18 protein-coding genes and 1 pseudogene are annotated in these 22,762 nt (G+C 34.8%); 9 read left to right on the forward strand and 10 right to left on the reverse strand.

Annotated features, from left to right (window positions below; translation table 11 throughout):
* Positions 1 to 599 precede the first annotated feature (599 nt).
* From proC to ACGH80_RS08470, 3 genes and pseudogenes are all read right to left on the reverse strand, one after another.
* A pseudogene (gene proC / locus ACGH80_RS08460) lies at positions 600 to 1,145 on the reverse strand (pyrroline-5-carboxylate reductase); the annotation flags it as partial.
* Positions 1,146 to 1,269: 124 nt separating this feature from the next.
* Complete coding sequence (locus ACGH80_RS08465) at positions 1,270 to 2,706, reverse strand: hypothetical protein (protein WP_411630911.1); 1,437 nt, start codon at positions 2,704 to 2,706, stop codon at positions 1,270 to 1,272.
* Between the two features lie 630 nt (positions 2,707 to 3,336).
* The gene (locus ACGH80_RS08470; protein WP_174798062.1) at positions 3,337 to 3,546 is read right to left on the reverse strand and encodes a hypothetical protein; all 210 of its coding nucleotides are present in this window, start codon (positions 3,544 to 3,546) and stop codon (positions 3,337 to 3,339) included.
* 287 nt (positions 3,547 to 3,833) lie between these two features.
* Between ACGH80_RS08470 and ACGH80_RS08475 the strand changes: the two genes are divergently transcribed.
* Together ACGH80_RS08475 and ACGH80_RS08480 are read left to right on the forward strand one after the other, a co-directional pair.
* Positions 3,834 to 4,337: a CbrC family protein gene (locus ACGH80_RS08475; RefSeq protein WP_065590690.1), complete on the forward strand. Its 504-nt coding sequence runs from the start codon at positions 3,834 to 3,836 to the stop codon at positions 4,335 to 4,337.
* 122 nt (positions 4,338 to 4,459) lie between these two features.
* Positions 4,460 to 4,729, forward strand: coding sequence for a hypothetical protein (locus tag ACGH80_RS08480; protein WP_296318256.1), 270 nt, complete (start codon positions 4,460 to 4,462; stop codon positions 4,727 to 4,729).
* Between the two features lie 141 nt (positions 4,730 to 4,870).
* Here the strand turns inward: ACGH80_RS08480 and ACGH80_RS08485 are convergent, their stop codons facing one another.
* Positions 4,871 to 5,797 (reverse strand): L-lactate dehydrogenase, encoded by a 927-nt coding sequence (locus ACGH80_RS08485; RefSeq protein ID WP_296318257.1) that lies wholly within the window; start codon positions 5,795 to 5,797, stop codon positions 4,871 to 4,873.
* A 456-nt stretch (positions 5,798 to 6,253) separates the two neighbouring features.
* Between ACGH80_RS08485 and ACGH80_RS08490 the strand changes: the two genes are divergently transcribed.
* The 4 genes from ACGH80_RS08490 to ACGH80_RS08505 are packed head-to-tail and all read left to right on the forward strand — an operon-like array spanning position 6,254 to position 9,695.
* Positions 6,254 to 7,099, forward strand: a complete 846-nt coding sequence (locus ACGH80_RS08490) for a metal ABC transporter substrate-binding protein (protein ID WP_238786381.1) — start codon at positions 6,254 to 6,256, stop codon at positions 7,097 to 7,099.
* The gene (locus ACGH80_RS08495; RefSeq protein WP_174798059.1) at positions 7,099 to 7,989 is read left to right on the forward strand and encodes a manganese/iron ABC transporter ATP-binding protein; all 891 of its coding nucleotides are present in this window, start codon (positions 7,099 to 7,101) and stop codon (positions 7,987 to 7,989) included. Before ACGH80_RS08490 ends, ACGH80_RS08495 begins: the two co-directional genes overlap by 1 nt.
* A 6-nt stretch (positions 7,990 to 7,995) precedes the next feature.
* Entirely contained in the window at positions 7,996 to 8,862 is an 867-nt protein-coding gene (locus ACGH80_RS08500; protein WP_174798058.1) for a metal ABC transporter permease, read from the forward strand.
* Complete coding sequence (locus tag ACGH80_RS08505) at positions 8,859 to 9,695, forward strand: metal ABC transporter permease (protein ID WP_411630915.1); 837 nt, start codon at positions 8,859 to 8,861, stop codon at positions 9,693 to 9,695. Before ACGH80_RS08500 ends, ACGH80_RS08505 begins: the two co-directional genes overlap by 4 nt.
* A gap of 116 nt (positions 9,696 to 9,811) precedes the next feature.
* On the opposite strand, the gene dnaB is transcribed toward ACGH80_RS08505, so the two are convergent.
* From dnaB to ACGH80_RS08520, 3 genes are read right to left on the reverse strand one after another with little or no spacing between them, the layout of a single operon-like run.
* Entirely contained in the window at positions 9,812 to 11,236 is a 1,425-nt protein-coding gene (gene dnaB, locus ACGH80_RS08510; protein ID WP_034909856.1) for a replicative DNA helicase, read from the reverse strand.
* A 53-nt stretch (positions 11,237 to 11,289) separates the two neighbouring features.
* Complete coding sequence (truA, locus tag ACGH80_RS08515) at positions 11,290 to 12,081, reverse strand: tRNA pseudouridine(38-40) synthase TruA (RefSeq protein WP_085165928.1); 792 nt, start codon at positions 12,079 to 12,081, stop codon at positions 11,290 to 11,292.
* Positions 12,068 to 13,087: an aspartate-semialdehyde dehydrogenase gene (locus ACGH80_RS08520; RefSeq protein ID WP_296303034.1), complete on the reverse strand. Its 1,020-nt coding sequence runs from the start codon at positions 13,085 to 13,087 to the stop codon at positions 12,068 to 12,070. Before ACGH80_RS08520 ends, truA begins: the two co-directional genes overlap by 14 nt.
* A 177-nt stretch (positions 13,088 to 13,264) precedes the next feature.
* Here ACGH80_RS08520 and ACGH80_RS08525 point away from each other — a divergent pair, with 177 nt between their 5' ends.
* The gene (locus tag ACGH80_RS08525) at positions 13,265 to 14,311 is read left to right on the forward strand and encodes a LacI family DNA-binding transcriptional regulator (RefSeq protein ID WP_411630919.1); all 1,047 of its coding nucleotides are present in this window, start codon (positions 13,265 to 13,267) and stop codon (positions 14,309 to 14,311) included.
* A 541-nt stretch (positions 14,312 to 14,852) separates the two neighbouring features.
* Here the strand turns inward: ACGH80_RS08525 and guaB are convergent.
* From guaB to ubiG, 3 genes are all read right to left on the reverse strand, one after another.
* Positions 14,853 to 16,319: an IMP dehydrogenase gene (gene guaB, locus ACGH80_RS08530; protein ID WP_411630921.1), complete on the reverse strand. Its 1,467-nt coding sequence runs from the start codon at positions 16,317 to 16,319 to the stop codon at positions 14,853 to 14,855.
* A 212-nt stretch (positions 16,320 to 16,531) separates the two neighbouring features.
* The gene (gene gntT, locus ACGH80_RS08535) at positions 16,532 to 17,872 is read right to left on the reverse strand and encodes a gluconate transporter (protein WP_363318996.1); all 1,341 of its coding nucleotides are present in this window, start codon (positions 17,870 to 17,872) and stop codon (positions 16,532 to 16,534) included.
* A 94-nt stretch (positions 17,873 to 17,966) separates the two neighbouring features.
* Positions 17,967 to 18,677: a bifunctional 2-polyprenyl-6-hydroxyphenol methylase/3-demethylubiquinol 3-O-methyltransferase UbiG gene (ubiG, locus tag ACGH80_RS08540; protein ID WP_411630923.1), complete on the reverse strand. Its 711-nt coding sequence runs from the start codon at positions 18,675 to 18,677 to the stop codon at positions 17,967 to 17,969.
* Between the two features lie 528 nt (positions 18,678 to 19,205).
* Here ubiG and ACGH80_RS08545 point away from each other — a divergent pair.
* Together ACGH80_RS08545 and htpG are read left to right on the forward strand one after the other, a co-directional pair.
* The gene (locus ACGH80_RS08545; protein WP_411630925.1) at positions 19,206 to 20,567 is read left to right on the forward strand and encodes a sodium-dependent transporter; all 1,362 of its coding nucleotides are present in this window, start codon (positions 19,206 to 19,208) and stop codon (positions 20,565 to 20,567) included.
* A 311-nt stretch (positions 20,568 to 20,878) separates the two neighbouring features.
* On the forward strand, positions 20,879 to 22,753 hold the full coding sequence (gene htpG / locus ACGH80_RS08550; protein WP_411630928.1) for a molecular chaperone HtpG: 1,875 nt from the start codon (positions 20,879 to 20,881) through the stop codon (positions 22,751 to 22,753).
* The last annotated feature ends 9 nt before the right edge of the window (positions 22,754 to 22,762 follow it).

Below are 22,762 nucleotides of genomic sequence, written 5' to 3' on the forward strand. Positions count from 1 at the left end.
TGTTCCTTTTTCATTGTATCATTTCCTATCTCATGTTTCAAAAATTTTCCACTTTCTTTTGTCTTTATAAAATTAAATGAACAAATTAGTAACTAATAATTTATTAATTACTCTTTCTTAATTCACTTTTAATATATTTTATTTTTAGGGTCTGAAATACATAGTTGATAACTAGCATAAATAATGCATTAGATTATAAACATAAAAACGTATCGCTTTAAAGTAAATAAACTTATTTTTTTGTTAAGATTTGTAAATTTAACTTTTTATTTATGAATTATATTGATAGAGTTAAATTTTAAGCTGATAATCGAGAATTAAAAGTTTGTAATATTTTGTTGGATATTTTCGTACATCAACAATATAATAACTAGTATTAATTTACTAGCTATTATTTTACTTATTCAAATCATCAAGTATTAGTTGTCATTTTTTAGTTAATATTGTTCATAGCTAAAGAAAGATATTTTATCTACTCCTCATTAAACACTTTTTCTATAATTGCCCACTCTCAATAGTGATTAATATTCAATCATATCTTTTGATTTGTAATGCCTTTAAAATTACTTAATAAATATAAAATATAGATAATTTTATATTTACTTTTCCGCAAGATATTTAGATTTAGTAATCGTTGCTTCCACTGCATCAATAACAGCTGACCTAAATCCTTTGGCTTCAAGTATTTGCACTCCTTCAATGGTTGTACCCGCAGGTGAGCAGACCATATCTTTTAACTCCTCTGTATGTTTACCTGTTTCTAATAGTAGTTTTGCCGATCCTAAAACTGCTTGGGCAGCAAACTTGTAAGCTTGTTCTCTTGATAATCCGCCTTTAACCGCACCATCAGCTAATGCTTCAATAAACATAAACACAAAAGCGGGGGAAGATCCACTTGCGCCAATAACTGCGTCAATTAAATCTTCAGGAACAACTTCCGTTTCACCAATACAATTTAATAATTGTTGAACAATAGACAATTCTTCATCGGTAATTTCGGTATTGGGGGTAATTGAACACATAGCGGCATTAACAAGGGCTGATGTGTTAGGCATAACTCGTATAATTTTTTGCTCATAACCCACGCATTTGGCAATTGTTTTAATGGTAACACCTGCCGCAATTGAAATAACGATGGCATTTTTCTTTAATTCTTTATTAGTTCTTAGTCTACATCAATGTGAATTTTATTGGTTATCTTGGCAAAAAATTTAGTTTTTTCTTGCCTAAATAACCATGATTAGACGTGTTTTAGATGGTAGCTGCAAACTAAGGTGTAACGCAGGCTACTCTATAATCTTGATCAGAATGCTCTTTGGCACCGACAAGACCACTATTAGCTTCTACAACAAAGTTAACATCCCTGGAAAGTTGATCTGATGCCCAATAATATCCGCTTATATCCCCCCAAGCAGGATCGCCAACACGAAAAAATTCCCAATCACTATATTTATAATAAATCTGAGTCATACGTCCCCATTCGCTAAGTAATCCTCCCATCCAATAACCATTCACTTTATAACTAATTTTTCGTAAATAGCTTCTGTCTGTTATACCATTTTGCCAATTTGGCATACCATCATTTCTATTTGCATTGGTAAAGTCAAGCACTTTGGTCATACGATATCCACCACCATTAAAGTTGTTACAAAACGCTACGGCATTTTGATAACCGCCTGCACCGCCTTTTTTAGCTACATACCAACGCTCTAATCTAAAATTATACAATGGGTCATTGTTTTTATCGTGTAAATAAAATGTTGAAGGAATAAAAGAACCAGGATTACTCTCCTTAGGACCCGTTAAGTTAATTTTTACAAGCCCTGTAGGTAGCGTATTTTCAGCATTTAACGTTAATGTTACCCCTCCTGTCGAAATCGTTCGACCATTCGTATTAACGATATCTTGTGCTTTCATTCCTGCAACACTCAAGTAAAAAAATAAATTATGAGAGCCTGTGGTTGGAAAGTTTGCTCCAGGATTCGCTGGATTATAGGCATAAAATCCTCTATATTTATTCCAATCTCCATGCGGATCGTTAAGAGAAGAAACTGCACCATCGTAAGGTATATCATTTGAATGCCAATCATATTCTAAATTAGGCATAGCATAACAGAATTGTGGTTTATCCATTTTGGGATAAAGATAATAGGTATGCCTATTTCCAGTAAATTTATCACTTTCAGAAGGAATACCATATTCTGTCTTAATGCTCACATCTTCCACTTCTAACGTCAATTGATAAGGTGCATCACAGCCATTTAATGCTTTATCTGAGTTATCCTTCACATAATTAGTAATATCTTGACCATATAAATTCTGCCATTTAATTTTTAATTTACTTGAATTGACACGATGAAGTGTATCGCCATCATCATCCTTCCAATAACCATTATCAGCAATCACTTTATCTGCCAATACTTCTGGATAATCCCCATGAGGTACTAATGTCTTAATATCTGCAAAAGTGGCCGAAAGTTTATCTAACACTAATGGGTTTTCCATACTTGAGCTATCATTTGATACAGTAATAATTTTGTTTCCGGGCAATGTTACTGATAATAAGGGACTAATTGAATCGGCATGGGTTGCACCGCCATCAAAGGTTAAATAAGGCGCAGTACCGTGAATGCGCTCAGAAGTCGTGGCCGATAATGCCTGTGATTCTAATGAGTACAGCAATAACAACAACGGTGCTAATGCCAATGGGATTTTTGCAAATAATTTTGTGAATAATTTCGATAATAATTCGAGAGATAATTTCGATGATATAAATGAGTTTCGTGCAAAAACTCGTCGAATAGGATTATTTGATAAATTTAAGACATAGGTTTGCCAGTGCTTGTGCCTTGTGCCTTGTGCCTAAAATGGTACTGCATTTTGTTCCACCTGTCAAGTAATATTTTGTTTTATTTCGATTTTTTGTAGTTACTCGCTTATTTAATAAGCTTATCTTTCTAAAGCGATGAAAGTATAACCATTTATAAAATAGTTGGCTAGTTTTTTAGCGGACTTTTTTGTAAAGAAATGTAAAGATGAAAACGATTCGGCTTTAGTGATAAGTTAATTTTATAATTAAAATACGGTGTTATCTTTAGGATTTTTTAACTTTTGTGGAATGATTAATATTGCTGATAACATCTAAAACACAAACACGCCCAACAGCCCAGTTTGGCGTGCTAGCTTTACTTCATTATCGGCATATTTTGACGCTCTGATAAGGCAAGCTTATTAATATTGTGGTGCTATAAGCGTGTTTTTTGCTCTAAAATCTCTCAGGTAGACTATTGATTTTATTTAATTATTTATTTTATATTTTTAAATAAAATCAAACATTTATAGATTAGCATTTTTGTTATTATGACTACTTAATTCCACTTTATAAGGTGCATTACATATCGTTAATACATCACTACAGCCTATTGCTTGGTTATTTTTATCTATAATACTCAACATCAAATTCTTAAATGTCGTTACTCCACTTTGTCCGTCTCCATCATCATCTCCCCAATAGTTATAACGTGTGACTAAGTAACTTATACTCACTAAGTTACTTGATCTTAATGTAGAAACCATCATGCCTATATCTGCAAAACTTTGCTCACCCACTGGTAACTTAATCGGGTTTGTCGCACTTGAAGTGTTGGTTAATAGTGTGATTTTTGTTACAGCTATTTTTTGTATTTTAACTTAGTATATGTTTTAGACTTAACTTTCAAGAATTACTATTCAACTATCAACTTGCTGATGACAGTAATCTGGCATTTAATTATTTTGTATTGAACTCACTTAGGTTATATAATCTTAATTTTATTATAATAAAGGAGTCTGTGATGTGCTTACCTATGTTTAAATATCACCCAAATGCATATCAACTCGATATTTTTGTTAATGAAAAGGGAATTTGTTCCGTTTGTAATCAAAAACGAACAATAAAATATAATTTGGTACCTTATTGTGTTGAAGATCCTGATTATATCTGCCCATGGTGTATTGCCGATGGTTCGGCTGCAGAAAAATATCAAGGTCAATTCAACGATAATTATGGTGTAGAAGATGTGCCATCCGAAATGTTAGACGAAATAGTATTAAAAACCCCGAGTTATTCATCATGGCAACAGGAAGTTTGGTTATCGCATTGTAACGAACCTTGTGCTTTTATTGGTTATGTTGGAGCCAAAGAAATTGAACCCTATTTTGATGAAATCTTAGATGATATCCAAGACTATCCCGAAGAATTGATAAAATCGTCTTTATCGAAAGACGGGACGTTCGTTGGCTATTTGTTTGAGTGTGTGCAATGTGCTAAAAAAAGGTTGCATGTTGATTGTGATTGATTTTAATAACTCTATACAGAGTATCGATTTAATATGCTAAATTAAAATAAGAAATAATAGTGTGCAATATCTCACTGATAAAAGGAAATAACTAGGAAAACTGCAACCATGAAAAAATACCATTGTTATTAACTATATTGTTGTTTAGTTGGTTTAATACTAATTATACGTTCGCCAATACTCAAACTGCATCATCTCAATATAAAAAGCAGTTTGCTGACGTTGCTGATGTTGCCGCTTTTAATGATTATATTGCTTGCTATCCCGTATCTGAACATCTTAATACATATAAAAAAATCGCCAGCCATATCAGAGATACTCATTACCATTTTTTAAGTGATGCTAACTATAATCAACTTGAAAACCAACTTAAAATCATCTTAGAAGATTAGCAGTTATATTTCAAAACTATTTCTTTTTCTTCCATGATCGTTATAAAAACCTTGTTCGTGGCGTATTGTGTATGCAATGACGCCACAAATAGATAACGCTAGGTTAGCGCACTATTCAAGCAATAGCGAAAATAATTTGTGCTACGGTAATTTGATATGATCAATATACCCTTTTACAATATTTACACTTTTTTCAAAGAGTTTTTTTTCATTTTCGTTAAAGTCGAGCTTGATCACTTTTTTAATACCATGTTGATCTAAAATAGCAGGAACACCAATTGCAACATTTTTATAGCCATATTCGCCGTCTAAAATACAACTAAGCGCTAATGCTCGGTGGCTATTAGTGAATATATGTTGGCAAATTTCGGTGATAGTGCTAGCTATGCCATATTCGGTGCAATGCTTACGGTTAGCAATTTCAAAGCCCATTTTTCGAGCTTGCGTGCCAATTTGTTCAAAATCAATTTTGTTTTTTTCTAAATCATTAAGATTAATTCCATAAACCGATGAATGCGACCAAACAGGGAATTGTGAATCACCATGCTCACCTACAATAAAGGCATCAATGCTTTGTGGACCAATATCCATTTTTTCACCCAATAATCGACGCAAACGTACCGTATCAAGCCATACTCCTGTACCAATCACTCGATGACGAGGCAAGCCAGATAGTTTCCAGACTTGATATGTAATGGCATCGCAAGGATTGGTGGCAATTAAAAATATGCCTTTAAAACCATTGTTCATCATATCAGGCACTATGTTGGCAATGATTTTAGAGGTTCCTGCAAGCTCTTCTGCACGGCTTTTTTGAGCTATGCCTGAAGTTACACTGATAATCGCAATATCAATATCGGCGCAATTGGTCGATTCGCGTAAACTGACTTTAACCATATTTTGCCGATAGGCTGCCGCATCTAGTAAATCTTGTGCATGCCCATAGGCTAATTCTTTATTAAGATCAACAAGTGCAATTTCTTCGCAAATACCTCGGTTAACCAATGTATAAGCCGTTGTTGATCCCACATTACCCACGCCGATAATCATCACTTTTCGCAGTTTCATATTAAGCCTCGCTTTATTAAAAAATAAGGTAAAACAACAAGTGTTTTTCATAGTATAAAGCTAGATTAGTATGATTTAATAAATAATCTTTTCTACTTTAACTATTATTTAAATAGATGGAATTAGCTACTAATTATTTTGGTTTTATATACAATGAATTAATAACATAGCTATGTCTAAAGTTAATTGAGATCGTGAACTTTAAAAAAAATTGACTTTTACCTTTTAAATGATAATAATTCTCATTAACATTTAAATTTATTGCTATAAATAATTGGCAATGAAGTGTCACTACTACAAGTAATTAAATTGAAAGATATTTGTTAGAAACAATCACTGAATTTTGCTATTTGTTTATGAGTTAAACGCTAGGAGTCGCTAATGAAGTTCAATTTTTTGAAAAATCGTAAAATATTATTAAAGGTTATTTTAACTTCGTTAATTATTTTGACAGGTATGCACAAATCTGCACAAGCGTCAGAAAGGAAATTTAAAGTCGTTACTACCTTTACGGTTATTCAAGATATTGCGCAAAATGTAGCTGGTGATGCTGCTATAGTAGAGTCAATTACCAAAGTCGGCGCAGAAATTCATGAATACGACCCCACCCCGCAAGATATTACCAAAGTGCTTTCAGCAGATTTAGTGTTATGGAATGGCCTTAATTTGGAGCTTTGGTTTAAACGCTTTTTTGAAGATGTAAAAGATGTCCCATCCGTTGTTGTGACTGAAGGTATTGAGCCGATGCCAATCCGCGAAGGAAGCTATAAAGGTAACCCTAATCCACATGCTTGGATGTCGCCAACACTAGCCTTAATTTATATTGAAAATATTCGCGCGGCATTTGTCAAATATGATCCTAAAAATACGGCTATTTATAATAGAAATGCTGCTGATTATATTGCTAAAATTAAAGCGCTTGATGCACCATTACGCGAACGGTTGGCCAAAATCCCTGAGGCAAAACGTTGGCTTGTGACCAGCGAAGGAGCTTTTAGTTATCTAGCTCGCGACTATAATTTGAAAGAAGCTTACTTATGGCCAATAAACGCTGAACAACAAGGCACACCTCAGCAAGTTAGGCAATTAATTGATTTAGTGCGAGCAAATGATATTCCTGTCATTTTTAGTGAGAGTACTATTTCAGATAAACCCGCTAAACAAGTGAGCAAAGAAACCGATATTAAATATGGTGGCGTTTTGTATGTCGATTCGCTTTCAACTAAAAATGGTCCTGTTCCAACTTATATTGATTTGTTAAAAGTGACCGTTGAAACCATTGCTAAAGGATTTGAAAAATAATGACTCAAATTTGCTTGAAAGTTGATGATATTACGGTGACTTATAATAATGGCCATACTGCAATTTATGATGCTAGCTTTAGCTTAAACGGTGGTACTATTTGTGCTTTAGTTGGTATTAATGGTAGTGGCAAGTCAACGTTATTTAAAAGCATTATGGGAATGGTTCATCCAACCCGTGGGCGTGTAACTTTTAATGATTTCTCAGTAAATCAAGCTTTAAAGCAAAATATCATTGCCTATGTGCCACAAACCGAAGAAGTCGATTGGGATTTTCCTGTTCTGGTGTCGGATGTAGTAATGATGGGACGATACGGGCATATGTCTTTTTTACGTATTCCAAGCAAAGAAGACAAAAAACAAGTTAATATTGCTCTTGAACGTGTGAACATGCTTGATTTTAAGCATCGTCAAATTGGCGAACTTTCTGGTGGGCAAAAAAAACGAGTATTTTTAGCTCGAGCATTAGCTCAACAAGGTAAAGTGCTGTTGCTAGATGAGCCCTTTACTGGAGTTGATGTTAAAACCGAAAATGCCATTATTGATTTATTGAAAGATCTGCGTGAAGAAGGCCATTTAATTTTAGTTTCAACCCATAACTTAGGTAGTGTTCCTGAATTTTGTGATCAAGTGGTATTAATTAATCAAACCGTACTGGCCTTTGGTCCAACTAAAACAACTTTTACACCGCAAAATTTAATGACCACCTTTGGTGGTGCACTACGTTACCTTAGTTTATCAGGCGAGAAACTGCATAATGACGAAGATCCTCGTAAAGTATCCATATTAACTGACGATGAGCGTGCTGCTATTTTTTATGGCGAAGGTAAGCATGATTCCCCCCATCGAGATTTATTGATTGACCATCACGATAATAAACCCAAGGGGTAACAATAAATGGAACTTTTACTTGAACCATTTACCTACGATTTTATGCTTAAAGCAATTTGGGTAAGTAGTATTGTTGGCGCTGCTTGTGCTTTTTTATCGGCTTTTTTAATGTTAAAAGGTTGGTCACTAATGGGCGATGCGCTATCGCACTCTGTTGTACCTGGCGTTGCTGGTGCGTATGCACTTGGACTACCTTATTCAATTGGAGCATTTTTTACTGGGTTACTGGCGGCACTTGCAATTACGTTGGTTCGTGCCTTTACACGCTTAAAAGAAGACGCCACTATCGGTTTTATTTTTTCAACCTTTTTTGCTGTCGGTTTGTTAATTATTTCGCTCAATCCAACATCTGTTAATGCACAAACTATTATATTTGGTAATATTCTTGGAATTGATGATAGCGATATGTGGCAAGTGCAAATCATTATTTTGGTATCATTTATACTACTTTTCTTTTTTTGGAAGGATTTGTTAGTTGTCTTTTTTGATGAAACTCATGCCAGATCGATTGGATTAAAACCATTAAAACTAAAAATCCTATTTTTTACTATTTTAAGCGCATGTACCGTTGCAGCATTACAAACAGTTGGGGCTATTTTAGTAATAGCTATGGTTGTTACCCCTGGGGCAACCGCTTACTTACTGACTAATCGATTTTCTCGGCTATTGATTATCTCGGTTCTTATTGGCACTATAACTAGTGCTGTTGGTGCTTGGATTAGCTACTTTTTAAATGGCGAAACTGGTGGCGTTATTGTAACGCTACAAACGCTGATTTTTATTGCCGCATTTTTATTTGCTCCAAAGCAAGGATTTATTGCCAATCATCTTCAGATCCGTAAAAGCCGTTTAAATAAAGGGAGAAAGGTATGACAGAGTTTTGGGAATTTATCTACTATCCTCTGACCCTTCCTCTTATTCAGCGTGCAATTTTAGCTGCACTAGCAACTGGTATAGTTTGTGCTTTGCTTTCTTGCTTTTTAGTTTTAAAAGGCTGGTCCTTAATGGGGGATGCAATTTCGCATGCGGTTTTACCTGGAATTGTGCTAGCCTATTTAGCAGGTATTCCCATTATAATTGGTGCTTTTGCTTCAGGCCTATTTTGCTCGGTTGCAACAGGTTACATCAAAGAAAATAGCCGATTGAAAGAGGATACCGTAATGGGGATTGTATTTTCGGGTATGTTTGCTTTTGGTTTAGTATTATTTTCAAAAGTAGATACTTCACAGCATTTAAATCATATCCTATTTGGTAGTGTACTTGGCACTAGTTATGACGAGCTTAAAAAGATCATATTTATTGCTACAATTGTATCAATCTTAGTTATTATAAAACGCCGCGATCTTATGCTTTACTGCTTTGATCCGCTGCAAGCCAAAGTTGTTGGACTACCAGTTAAACTATTACATTATGGTTTATTAAGTGTGTTAGCTTTAACCATTGTAGGTTCATTAAAAATAGCGGGTATGATTTTAGTTATTGCTATGCTAATAGCTCCAGGTATAACTGCTTTTTCGTTAACTAAACGTTTTGAATGGATGTTAGTAATTGCTGTGTTAGTTTCCATATTTTCAACGGTGGCGGGCACCTTGATAAGTTATTATGCTGATGCATCAACTAGTGCTTGTATTGTTATTTTGCAGGCAACCATATTTTTATTTGCTCAGGTTTATCAGTTTATTACTAGCAAAAAATTACGCCACTAAAATTATTCTTGTAACTATTGTAAAGAAGCCGTCTTTAGAAATACTTTTTTACAGCTATAAAAAACAGCGTAATGATATTTTTAAGCCATTTTACGCTGTTATTATTAATTTAATTGTTATTCATCATCCAAATATTTACTATTATCAGCATAATTATCAAAACGTGAAAACTGACCTTGGAATTTTAATCGAACTTTCCCAATTGGTCCGTTTCGCTGTTTTCCTAGAATAATTTCAGCAATGCCTTTATGTTCTGAGGCTTCGTTATAAACCTCATCACGATAGATAAACATTATCACATCAGCATCTTGTTCGATAGAGCCTGATTCACGTAAATCAGAGTTAACTGGTCTTTTATCGGCTCGTTGCTCCAAACTACGATTAAGCTGAGATAGTGCAACAACAGGAACTTGTAATTCTTTAGCCAAGGCTTTTAGTGAACGCGATATTTCGGCAATTTCTAAAGTACGATTTTCAGAAATATTCGGTACACGCATAAGCTGTAAGTAATCAACCATTATCATACTTAAGCCTTTATGTTCCCGATAAATACGTCTTGCTCTTGAGCGTAATTCCATTGGCGTTAAACCTGATGAGTCATCGATATAGATGTTTTTCTTTTCGAGCAATAGTCCCATTGTGCTTGAGATTCTTGCCCAATCATCGTCTTGCAGTTGTCCTGTTCGAATTTTTGTTTGGTCAACACGTGAAAGCGAAGCTAGCATACGCATCATGATTTGTTCTGAAGGCATTTCTAAGCTGAATATTAATACTGGTTTTTCTTGTTCTAGCGCAGCATTTTCGCACAAATTCATAGCAAAAGTGGTTTTACCCATTGATGGCCTTGCCGCAATGATAATTAAATCGGAACGCTGCAAACCAGCCGTTTTTTTATCTAAATCGATATAACCTGTTGAAACTCCTGTCACACCATCATGTGGACGTTGAAACAACTCTTCGATTTTAGCTACCGTTGCTTCTAGCACTTCGGTAATACTTTTTGGACCTTCACCTTGTTTAGTTCGGCTTTCAGCGATTTGAAATATTTTGCTTTCCGCCAAATCTAAAATTTCGGTACTATCTCGCCCTTCTGTTGCATAACAGTTATCAGCAATATCATTTGATGCACTAATTAATTCACGTAAAATCGCTTGTTGGCGAATAATATCACTATAAGCAACAACATTTATCGCACTTGGTGTGTTTTTTGAAAGTTCAGCCAAATAAGCAAAACCACCGACATCAGCTAAAACATCTTTACTTTCAAGGCTTTCAGAAAGGGTAATTAAATCAATTGGTGTACCTTTACTGACCAATGTATGCATTTCAGAAAAAATTAGTTGATGATGGCGCGAATAAAAATCGCGATCAGTGATCATTTCAGATACGGCATCCCAACGTTGATTATCAAGCATCAAGCTACCAAGTACTGCTTGTTCAGCTTCAATTGAGTGTGGTGGAAGCTTGATATTATGCAAGTTTGATTTTTTCGCTTCTTGATTTCTAGAATCTTTATTTGTGCTTGTTCGATCAGTCTTCATTACATTTATCTTTTTAATTTAATTAACTTTTTATTGTTTGCTTATTATCCAACTTATTTTAAAAATAATGGGCCTAATGCTTGGGTTGGTATTTGATATTCTGATGGATAATCCACCTGAACTAAATATAATCCTTCAGGTTTTGCTGTTGCAGCAGCTTTCGTTCTATCTTTAGCCTGTAAAAGTTCGCTAATCCATTCTGGATGTCGATTACCCGCACCAACTTCAAGTAAACTGCCCACAATGTTACGTACCATATGGTGAACAAACGCGTTAGCTTTAATATCAACAATAATAAATTCACCTTGTCGCCAAACTTCGATATGATGAATATTACGCCAAGGTGTTCTTGATTGGCACTGCGCTGCTCTAAAGGATGAAAAATCATTCTCACCTAATAAATACTGTGCAGCTTGATGCATTAAGGTTTCATCCAAAGGTAAATAATAATGCGATACTCCTTTAGCTAAAATTGCTGTCCGATAACGATGATTATAAATCACATAACGATAACGCCGAGCAGTAGCACTAAACCGCGCATGAAAACTATCATCAACTACTTGTGACCAACGCACCGCAATATTATCAGGTAAATGAGAATTCACTCCCATTGTCCAAGCACTAGCTGATCGCATGGCTTGGGTTTCAAAATGAATAACTTGACCAGTTGCGTGTACACCAGCATCTGTGCGACCAGCACAAAAGACGTTTATTGGTGAATTAGCAATTGTCGATAGTGCGGATTCTAGTCTTTCTTGAATAGAATCAACATACTGCTGTCGTTGCCAGCCAAAGTAATTACTACCATCATATTCAATACCAAGGGCAATTTTATATATAGTCATTAATGAGGATCTCAAGTGTCTCAATTAACATTAATGCACCTAAATAACGAATATTATCAGCAACTGACCAAAATTGAATTTGTTCATAATGGCCGTAACTGTGTCTCAAATTAGCCAATTTAATAGTTAGCTGACCTTCAGACTCTATACTAACTTCGGTCACTGGAGTTGGCAGATTATCGCTTTGCACTTCAACCCCAAACTCGCTAAAACGTGCCATATCTAACTCAATCGGTAAGCTACTTGATACATTAATAGCTTGTGACACCCCATAAAACACAGGCACAATCACTGACTCAATAGAGACAGGAAGTTCATAATTACTTAATATTTTACGAATTTGATTAACTTGTGACTTTTCACCTAATATTAAATCATCATGTTCGTGCGATACGGGTAATAAGTTAAATGCTAATTGCTTGTCAAATAACTGATTATCAACTGGCATGCCATTTAATAAGCGAGCGCTCTGCCCAGCCAGCTCATCTACTCCTGGCTTACCATACAATGAGGCCGGAATAAAACTGGTGACATGTAAATTGGTTAATAACTCAATATCAGTTAAAGACGCAACACAACGCAATAATTGGCACACTGTGGCACTAGCTACAGCTATAATGTTTTCATTACGGTATTCAGTTAATACACTGTTATTAACTTTAGGTACTACTAATGGAATATGATCCTGCTGAGCAAAATAGCCACTTGCATCAATCACTACACAACCTGATTCTGCCGCAATTTGTGCATATTTTTCACTTGTTTCATAACCAGCAACAAAAAAGGCAAAATGGCACTGGCTCCAATCCATTTGTGCACTATCGGTAACAGTTAAATTTTTACCAGCAAAACGAACAACTTCACCAGCACTATTGTCACTACCGACCAAATAGAGATTTTCAATTTTTAGACTATTGTCTTGTAAACTACGTTGTTGTAATAATTCAACTAGCGCAGAACCCACTTGCCCTGTCGCCCCCACAATAGCAATATTCCATGCAGACATATTTATAAACCCAAATAAAAAATTTAACGGTAATTATATCACTATATTGTCAAATATAGCGGAAAAGATATTTTTCAATTTTGGAACACAGATCGACAAAACAAAATCTGAGCCCTTACAAATTAGCTTAATATCCGTAAAGTAATAAGCCACTTTAATCAAAATTTATTCGTTAATATGACAAAAATCACTCTATCGGATATTGCTACAAAAGCTAATATTTCAGTTGCTTCGGTTTCAAGAGTATTAAAAAAACCACATTTAACTTCTCCTCAAGCTCAACTACGCGTTTATCAAGCTATTGAAGAATTAAATATAGATACATCAAAAAATTTCAAACCCTTTCAATCAATACATAACAGTAGAAAGATATTAATTATTGATAATCAACTTTTTTCAAAAAGTTTAATCAATCTTGGTTTAGAACAAGCTTTAAAAAAAGAGCAGTATCAACTGTTTTATTTGCAGTTTCCTTATAATAATAGAAACGATATCCATCATATTATTCGTTATGTAGCCCAAAATGCATTTGACGGGATTATAATTATCAATGATGCTCCATATTTAAAAACACTGGTTTCTTATAAAGATACATTACCCCCCATTGTATTAGTTAATCACTTTTCGCTTGATTTTATTTGCGTTCACTTTGATCATTTATTGATCGGATATCAAATGACGAAATATTTAACTGAAAATTCTCATACCAAAGTTGCTATTTTACTTAATAATGACCAATTGATAAGTTCAGCACTTTTGCTACAAGGTTATAAACAAGCATTGCTACGTGCCAATATTGTTATTGAGCCTCGATATATTATTCAAGGTTGCTTTACTTATCAACATTCCAGATCAGCTATAAAAAAATTAATAAACGGAAGTAAATTGCCATCAGCAGTCATTTGTGCCGATAATTTTAGCTTAACCTATTTAGATGAAATTTATTTTAAAGATCTACACAATCAATCTCCTGATAGCATGGTTTTAGGGGCGTTACATCAAGCCAATGAAAGTAAATCCAAACTAACTAAACCGCTCACTATCTCGTATTTTAGCGCTTCTAAAGAACTTAAATATAATGAATTAGATAATTTATGTAGAATTAATAAACCATTATTTAAAATGGGACAACAGTCTGCAACTTTACTATGTGATATTATTAAAGACACAACAAAGTCTATTAAACACAATAAAATAATCAATGTTGAATCGATGTTTTACTAATACGTGCACTATCTTTAAAAGATAGTCCCTATTTTGTTTTTGCTCGCTTTCATTGCAAATAATCATCGTACATTCTGATATTGCAGAGAGTAAAAATAATTCAGAAGTCCAGACCGTTTAGTTTTATTGAGATCTGATATCGCCTTAGCGCTTGGCAAATTGAAATAAGGAGGGTTATAAATAAGGCAAAGTGTAGCCGTAATCTTTTTCCCAGATAGTAAGCTTTTAAGTTGAATAGCCACTTATTAAATTTCATCCATTATCATTTACAGGACTTTACCCAATGTGAATAAATTAATATGAAATTTCAATATTCGAGCATTTTTAATATAAAATTCGGTGATTAAATTGCCTTTCACCTTTAATTAGCAAATACACAAAATTTAGAATTAACTCTAAAAACAAGATAATTTTTCCAAATAACCTTTATTTACTCCATTTAAGATATTAGATAGCAATTATTATGTTTGTTTAAATGTTCACTTTATTGGTAAACGGCGTTAAATCAGTACATAAAAAGAGGGAAGCATCCCTCTTTTTTTTACGCTCCAGCTCTGTAATTTGGTGGTTCTTTGGTGATAAGTACATCGTGCACATGGCTTTCTTTCATTCCAGCACCAGTAATGCGATAGAATTTAGGTTTAGTTCTTAACTCATCAATTGTTGCGCAACCGGTCAATCCCATACAAGATCTTAATCCCCCCATTTGTTGATGAACTATTTCTTTTAGTAAACCTTTGTAGGCAATACGACCTTCTATACCCTCTGGCACAAGTTTATCAGCAGCATTGTCAGTTTGGAAATAACGGTCAGAAGATCCTTTTGTCATTGCACCAAGCGAACCCATTCCACGATATGATTTATATGCTCTGCCTTGGAATAGTTCAATTTCACCTGGTGCTTCTTCAGTACCTGCAAACATTGAGCCAACCATTACACAAGATGCACCTGCTGCAATAGCTTTAGCAATATCACCTGAATATCGAATTCCACCATCAGCAATAACAGGAATGTTGTGTTTTTGTGCAATTTCGACAGCATCCATTATGGCGCTAATTTGAGGTACGCCAACACCAGTTACAATGCGTGTTGTACAAATTGAGCCGGGGCCAATTCCTACTTTAACGGCGTTAACACCTGCATCAATTAAGGCTTTAGCTCCTTCTGCTGTGGCGATGTTACCGCCAATAATTTGTAAATCTGGATAGGACTTTCTTGCTTGGCGAATACGCTCAAGTACGCCTTCTGAATGGCCGTGCGATGAATCAATCAATAATACATCTACACCTGCTTCTACTAATGCTGCAATCCGCTCTTCATTACCAGCGGCTGCGCCAACAGCTGCTCCAACACGCAAACGACCTTGTTTGTCTTTACAAGCATTAGGTTTTTGTTCAGCTTTGTTATAATCTTTGACGGTAATCATACCTTTTAGGTGGAATCGACCATCAACAACAAGGACTTTTTCAACCCGGTATTCGTGCATTTTTTGCAGCACGATTTCACGTTGTTCACCTTCATTTACAGTCACTAAGCGTTCTTTCGGTGTCATCACCGCAGTAACAGGTAAAGAAAGATCCGTTGCAAATCGTACATCGCGTGCGGTGATAATGCCAACTAGTTCTTGAGTTTCAGTCACAACTGGAAACCCTGCAAAACCATACTCTTTAGCTAGTTCGATAACTTGCTTTATAGTTGCAGTTGGTAGAACTGATACAGGATCTTGTACTATGCCGCTTTCATGTTTCTTAACACGTTTTACATGATTGGTTTGATTTTCAATTGACATATTTTTATGAATAAACCCAATACCACCTTCTTGAGCAAGTGCAATAGCTAAATCAGATTCAGTTACAGTATCCATTGCGGCAGAAATCATTGGAATATTGAGCTTGATGGTTTGGGTTAATTGAGTACTAATATCAGCAGTGTTAGGTAATACTGTTGAGTGGGCTGGAACTAATAACACGTCGTCAAACGTGAGAGCTTCTTTGACTATACGGGACATGACAATATTCACCATTGAGTTAAATTGTTGATAAAATATTGCCGAGACATTCTACTTACTTTTAACTTAAAAGGCTAGGAAAATTTTATTCTATATTGAAATAAAAAAGTAAATAAAAATACAATAGAATTAAATATAAGTGAAGATATATTGAAAACACCTCACCAATTAAATAAAACTGGTGAGGTAAAAAATCGGCTCTTAATGTTTTATTAAATAAACATATTAATAGCTAAGCATCCTACTAATCCACAAACAGAAATTGTAGTTTCTAATAGTGACCAAGATTTCATGGTTTCAGCAATACTTAAATTGAAATATTCTTTAAATAACCAAAATCCAGGATCATTAACGTGCGAAAATACAACACTTCCAGCTCCTGTTGCAATAACCATCAGTTCAGGACTTACTCCTGTTGAAGCAATAAGAGGGAACACAATGCCTCCTGCTGTCAACGCTGCAACAGTCGCAGAACCAAGCGCTAATCGAAGCAATGCCGCAATTAACCAAGCCATAACGATAGGTGAAATATTCGATGAATGCATCATTTGTTCAATGTAAACTTTTACACCACTATCAACAAGCACTTGTTTAAATGCTCCGCCTCCACCAATAATTAATAACATCATGGCAATAATTTTGATTGAATCAACTAGAGTAGTATTAACTTCAGCCATGGAGCGCCCACGTAAAAGGCCAAATGTAAATACCGCAACTAATACAGAAATCAAAGTTGCAATGACTGGATCACCTAGAAATTCTACATAAGGTAACACTGCATGTCCTTTATCTAAAGTCATATCGCAAACCGCACGAATTGACATTAAAATAACTGGAATTAAAGCGGTAAAAACACTGACTGCAAAGCTTGGCATTTGCTCATCAGTAAATTTTTTAGAATTATATAAGCCTTCTTCAATTGGATGATTAATTACGCGAATAAATGGTAATCTTGCTAATACAGGCCCAGCTAAAATTACCGTTGGGATACCGATGATAGTACCATAGAGTAAGGTTCGTCCCATATCTGCTTTAAAAATTTCAGCAATAGCTGTAGGACCAGGATGAGGAGGTAAAAAGCCATGGGTCACAGATAAAGCCGCAGCCATAGGAATACCAATATATAGTGGCGATATACGTAACGTGGCAGCAATAGTTAATACTAATGGTAATAACAGGACAAAGCCAACTTCATAGAAAAGTGCAAAACCAACAATAAAACCGGTAAGTGTAACCGCCCATTGGATTTTCTTGTCACCAAATGTTTCAATTAGCGTTGTTGCGATACGTTGAGCTCCACCACAATCGGCCAATAATTTTCCCAACATTGCTCCAAAGCCCATAATTAAGGCTAAACTACCAAGCGTACCTCCGACTCCATTTTTTATGGATTTCACCACATCCATAACTGGCATGCCTTCCATTACACCAACACTTAGCGCAACTAGAATTAGAGCAATAAAACCATTGACTCGAAGTGGTAACATTAAAATAAGTAGCAGTGCTACACCAATAGCAATTATTATTAACGGCATAAATAGGTCCTCTAAAATAAAATATCCCTTGTTATCGGTAACATGCTAAATTATAGAGAAATTTAAAAAAAATACAGGTGGAAATATCTAAAATGAGAATTTGATCACATTTTTAAAATGAATCTGATTTCTGTGCCATTAATATATAATTTATATCCACATTTGGACTTAATTTGAATTGATTTTTAAATAAAAGATATTCCATACCGATAATAGCCTCTACATCTAATTTTGCTTGCTCAACAAACGCCATTAACTCTGATGGGCGAATGAAGCGATTAAAGTCGTGCGTACCTTTGGGCACTAAGCGAGCAATATATTCTGCTCCATAAATCAATAACAATTTTGCTTTATGATTACGGTTAATAGTCGATAAAAAAAGTTTACCTCCTGGTTTAAGCAATTTTGCACAGGCTTGTATGACAGAAAAAGGATCAGGTACATGTTCTAATAACTCCATACAAGTAATGACATCATACTTGGCAGGATGTTGTTGTGCATGTTTTTCAACCGTTTGCTTTTGATAATCGATCGTAAGGCCATTTTGTTCGGCATGAATTTTGGCAACGGTAAGCGATTCATCAGCAAGATCAATGGCGGTAATATTTGCCTCTAATCTGGCTAGGCTTTCAGATAATATCCCTCCCCCACAGCCAACATCAAGCACAAGTTTGTTGGTTAGTGATCCACATTTTTGTTTTATATAATCCACACGCAGTGGATTGATGATGTGTAACGGTTTGCATTTACCATTTGGGTTCCACCAATCGGCAGCAAGTCGTGAAAATTTGTCAATTTCATTTTGGTCGATGTTTTGTGACATAGTAGCTCTTTGATATCAGTAAAATCTAAAATTAACTATATGCTATGTTCTTGTGATTATCAATAAATCGGCCTAATTAAACTTGTTTATCAAAAAAATAACATATTAAACACTGCGTTTACTTTATAATTTATCCTACAAAAAGATTATTACGTCAATTAATAAGACAGTGAGAAGGTATCGTTCTTAAATGAATTTATTTAGTTCAAAACATATCATAATTTTTAACAAATATAATTGATTTTGCCGTTAATTGGCGATGTTGTAATTTTTTATTGTAAATTTCTTCTTTTTGAGTGTTTTAAAAATGTTTAATATGACATATTGATTAGTATAATCGTTATTAAAAATAAATATGATACATTCCTATCGATACTCGCTAAAAATTTATACGGATATAACCAATAACTTGCATAATATCTTGTTTATAGAAGTATTTCATGGCATGATTAAAATTTCATTTATAAAATGACACACTTTTTTCACAACGCTAAATTAAACTAATTAAGATTAAAGGAAACAATATTAATGAGTACGGTTACTATGAAAAAAAGTCACTCACAGTGGAGTTCGCGCATGGGATTTATGCTTGCCGCGGCTGGTTCTGCTGTTGGGTTAGGTAATATTTGGAAATTCCCTTATATGGCTGGTGAAATGGGTGGCTCTGCGTTTGTGCTTACCTATTTACTATTTATGTTTGTTATTGGCTTGCCAATTTTAGTTTTAGAATGGTTAATTGGGCGTCGAGGGCAAAAAAATCCAATTCATACTATGGAAGATGTCGCTGTTTCAGAAGGTCGTTCTAAATCATGGCGCTGGGTTGGTATTATTGGTGTAGTAGGTTCTTTTTTAATTCTATCATTTTATAGTGTTATCGGGGGATGGGCGACCGATTACATTGTTTTAGCTGCTCAAGGTTCTTTCGAAGGTGCTAATGGCGAAGCTACTGGTCAACTTTTTACCCATTTCCTTGGTAATGTTAACAGTCTACTAACTTGGCACACCGTATTTATGTTTGCTACAGCATTTATTGTTGCTCTTGGTGTTGGTGCTGGTTTGGAACGCGGTTGCAAATTGATGATGCCTGGGCTAGGTGTATTATTACTTGTTTTAGTTGGTTATGCTGCCTATGTTAGCGGTCCATCTTTTTATGATGCTTTTAAATTCTTGTTCACCCCTAATTGGTCTGCAATTAACGGTACAGCAGTATTGGCAGCATTGGGACATGCATTCTTTAGTCTATCTTTAGGTATGGGTATTATGATGGCTTATGGTTCTTATCTGGGTTCAGATGTGAACTTACTATCAACTGCACGTACTGTAGTTATTTTAGATGTAATTGTAGCGATGCTATCTGGTATGGCGATTTTCCCACTGGTATTTGCTAACGGTTTACAACCTGGTGAAGGCCCAGGACTTATTTTTGTCACCTTACCGATTGCTTTTGGTAATATGGCTGGCGGCACTGTTTTAGGTGTTTTATTCTTTATTTTCCTTACTTTTGCTGCATTAACTTCTTCTATTTCATTACTTGAACCAACAGTTGAATTGTTAGAAGAAAAAACACCATTGGGTAGAAAATCAGCAACAATTTTAAGTAGTTTAATTATTTGGGCATTAGGTATCGCATGTATTTTATCATTTAATGAATGGGCAGAAGTGAAACTATTTGGTAAAAATATATTTGATTTGCTTGATTACTTAACTAGTAAAATAATGTTACCTGTTACGGGTTTAGGCACAGTGATATTTGGTGCTTGGATGATGAACCAAAAACACATCCGAGAAGAATTAAATTTAAATAATTTCTGGTTTAGCATTTGGACTGTTTTATCACGATTCGTTATTCCAGCTGCTGTTATTTTAATTCTTGTTTATGGATTTATGTAATTTTTATTAATTTAAAATAACCTTTAATTAAAAAGCCTTAATCCCTTCAAGGCTTTTTTTTTGCTCTCTTTTTGCATTTTTAACAAAAAATAACCAAACAATGAATAAATGTCTTAACCTCTATTGAAATCTGCTTTTTTACTCCCATATAGCAATACATCAATAAATCAAACCATTATGTTAATTTTATTCGGTTAATCTAACTGGCAATGCACTATTAAATGAGCAAAATGATAAAAGTTAGTTAATAACAAATCATTTTCGTCATTAGAATTAATTGAAATGACTAAATATAATAGAGGAACTAGTCAATGAGTAAGCAAGGCACTGAAACTCGTGGATTTCAATCCGAAGTTAAACAAATTCTACATTTAATGATTCACTCTTTATACTCAAATAAAGAGATTTTTTTAAGGGAACTTATTTCAAACGCATCCGACGCAGCCGACAAACTTCGATTTAAAGCGTTAGAAAATCCAGATCTATATGCTGGCGATGGTGAACTTGGTGTGCGCATTTCAACTAATAAAGAAACAGGCACTTTGACTATTACCGATAATGGTATTGGTATGACTCGTGATGAAGTGATTGAAAACTTAGGTACCATTGCTAAATCAGGTACCAAAGCATTTTTAGAGTCCATTGGTAGCGATCAAGCCAAAGATAGCCAATTAATAGGTCAGTTTGGTGTAGGTTTTTATTCTGCTTTTATCGTTGCCGATAAAGTCACTGTTAGAACGCGCGCAGCCACCGCAAAAGCTGACGAAGCAGTTATGTGGGAGTCAACAGGGGAAGGTGAATATACTATATCTGATGATAATAAAGAAACCCGTGGTACAGAAATTACTTTACACTTAAAAGAAGATGAAAAAGAGTTTTTAGACGATTGGCGTTTACGCTCTATTATCAGCAAATATTCTGATCACATTTCACTTCCTGTTGAAGTACAAACTACTGATGAAGAAAGCAAAGAAGTCAAATGGGAAAAAGTTAACAAAGCACAAGCTCTTTGGACTCGTAGTAAATCAGAAGTGACTGACGAGGAATATAAAGAGTTTTATAAACATCTGTCACACGACTTTGCCGATCCATTAAGCTGGAGTCATAACCGTGTTGAAGGTAAACAAGAATATACTAGCTTACTTTATATTCCAGCAAAAGCGCCTTGGGATATGTGGAATCGTGATAATAAACACGGCTTAAAACTGTATGTACAACGTGTATTTATTATGGATGATGCTGAACAATTTATGCCTAACTATTTACGTTTTGTAAAAGGCTTAATTGATTCAAATGATTTGCCATTAAATGTATCGCGCGAAATTTTGCAAGATAACAAAATCACCCAAAACTTACGTAATGCATGTACCAAGCGTGTGTTACAAATGCTTGAAAAACTTGCTAAAGACGATAAAGAACAGTATCAACAGTTCTGGAGTGAGTTTGGTTTAGTATTAAAAGAAGGTACTGGTGAAGACTTTACAAACCGTGAAGCAATTGCAAAATTACTCCGTTTTGCGTCAACTCACACTGATAGCGATGCGCAAACTGTTTCGTTAGATGATTACATTAGCCGTATGCAAGAAGGTCAAGAAAAGATCTACTATATTACTGCTGATAGCTATGGTGCGGCAAAAAATAGTCCTCATCTTGAGCTATTCCGTAAAAAAGGTATTGAAGTATTGTTATTGTCCGATCGTATTGATGAATGGATGATGAGTAACTTAACTGAATTTGATGGCAAACAGTTCCAATCTATCAGTAAATCAGACGAATCAATCGAAAAACTAGCCGATCAAGATAGTGAACAACAAAAGCAAGTTGAAAAAGAACTTGAGCCATTTATTGAACGTGTTAAAACTGCATTAGGCGATAAAGTGAAAGAAGTAAAATTCACGCATCGCTTAACTGATACACCTGCGATTGTTACCACAGCCGCCGACGAAATGAGCACACAAATGGCTAAATTGTTTGCAGCAGCAGGTCAAAAAGCACCAGAAATCAAATACACGTTTGAAATCAATCCAGATCATAAGCTGGTTAAACGTATTGCCGATACACAAGATGAAAGCATATTTAACGATTGGGTAGAACTACTACTAGATCAGGCTTTACTTGCTGAAAAAGGTTCACTTAGTGATCCAAGTAAATTTATTCAAACCATGAATAAATTATTAACACAATAATAAAATAAT

Origin of the sequence: Gilliamella sp. BG1 (assembly GCF_046635625.1) — a bacterium.
In the GTDB taxonomy this organism is placed as follows: Bacteria; Pseudomonadota; Gammaproteobacteria; order Enterobacterales; family Orbaceae; genus Gilliamella; species Gilliamella bombi.

Excerpts from the sequence above, each read along its gene's own strand:
- ACGH80_RS08475 (WP_065590690.1), top strand. The coding sequence starts at position 3,834 with ATGTGCTTACCTATGTTTAAATATCACCCAAATGCATATCAACTCGAT.
- ACGH80_RS08485 (WP_296318257.1), bottom strand. The coding sequence starts at position 5,797 with ATGAAACTGCGAAAAGTGATGATTATCGGCGTGGGTAATGTGGGATCA.
- ACGH80_RS08490 (WP_238786381.1), top strand. The coding sequence starts at position 6,254 with ATGCACAAATCTGCACAAGCGTCAGAAAGGAAATTTAAAGTCGTTACT.
- ACGH80_RS08495 (WP_174798059.1), top strand. The coding sequence starts at position 7,099 with ATGACTCAAATTTGCTTGAAAGTTGATGATATTACGGTGACTTATAAT.
- ACGH80_RS08500 (WP_174798058.1), top strand. The coding sequence starts at position 7,996 with ATGGAACTTTTACTTGAACCATTTACCTACGATTTTATGCTTAAAGCA.
- ACGH80_RS08505 (WP_411630915.1), top strand. The coding sequence starts at position 8,859 with ATGACAGAGTTTTGGGAATTTATCTACTATCCTCTGACCCTTCCTCTT.
- dnaB (WP_034909856.1), bottom strand. The coding sequence starts at position 11,236 with ATGAAGACTGATCGAACAAGCACAAATAAAGATTCTAGAAATCAAGAA.
- truA (WP_085165928.1), bottom strand. The coding sequence starts at position 12,081 with ATGACTATATATAAAATTGCCCTTGGTATTGAATATGATGGTAGTAAT.
- ACGH80_RS08520 (WP_296303034.1), bottom strand. The coding sequence starts at position 13,087 with ATGTCTGCATGGAATATTGCTATTGTGGGGGCGACAGGGCAAGTGGGT.
- ACGH80_RS08525 (WP_411630919.1), top strand. The coding sequence starts at position 13,265 with ATGACAAAAATCACTCTATCGGATATTGCTACAAAAGCTAATATTTCA.
- guaB (WP_411630921.1), bottom strand. The coding sequence starts at position 16,319 with ATGTCCCGTATAGTCAAAGAAGCTCTCACGTTTGACGACGTGTTATTA.
- ubiG (WP_411630923.1), bottom strand. The coding sequence starts at position 18,677 with ATGTCACAAAACATCGACCAAAATGAAATTGACAAATTTTCACGACTT.
- ACGH80_RS08545 (WP_411630925.1), top strand. The coding sequence starts at position 19,206 with ATGAGTACGGTTACTATGAAAAAAAGTCACTCACAGTGGAGTTCGCGC.
- htpG (WP_411630928.1), top strand. The coding sequence starts at position 20,879 with ATGAGTAAGCAAGGCACTGAAACTCGTGGATTTCAATCCGAAGTTAAA.